General features: G+C 73.2%; 1 protein-coding gene. It reads right to left on the bottom strand.

Annotation, left to right across the window (positions count from 1 at the left end; translation table 11 throughout):
• The coding region (locus AAEZ08_RS22870; protein WP_500125169.1) for an ATP-binding cassette domain-containing protein at positions 1-276 on the bottom strand (276 nt) is incomplete at both ends.

Here is a 276-nt window from a genome sequence, read left to right as displayed (position 1 = left end):
CCACGCCCACGCCCCGTGCCGCCGTCCCCGCCAGCAGCAGGGCATAAAGCTCTTCCGTGAGGACGAGATCCAGCGCGGGGAAGGGTTCGTCGAGCAGCCGCAGATCCGGCTGCAGCACGAGCGCCCGCGCCAGGGAGACGCGGCTCTGCATGCCGCCGGAAAGCTGGTGCGGACACTTGCCGAGATCGCCCGCGGCCAGGCCCCGGCGCAGCGCGAGGGAACTGGCTTGCTGCAGGCGTTGCTGCCGCGCCATGCCGGCCGCCTTGAGCCCCAGGG

The sequence above is a fragment of the Pseudomonas sp. E45-MNA-CIBAN-0222 genome (assembly GCF_040310405.1).
Taxonomy (GTDB): domain Bacteria; phylum Pseudomonadota; class Gammaproteobacteria; order Pseudomonadales; family Pseudomonadaceae; genus Stutzerimonas; species Stutzerimonas stutzeri_AC.
Note: the sequence above shows the minus strand (reverse complement) of the source record. Positions and strands in the feature narration are given on the sequence as shown.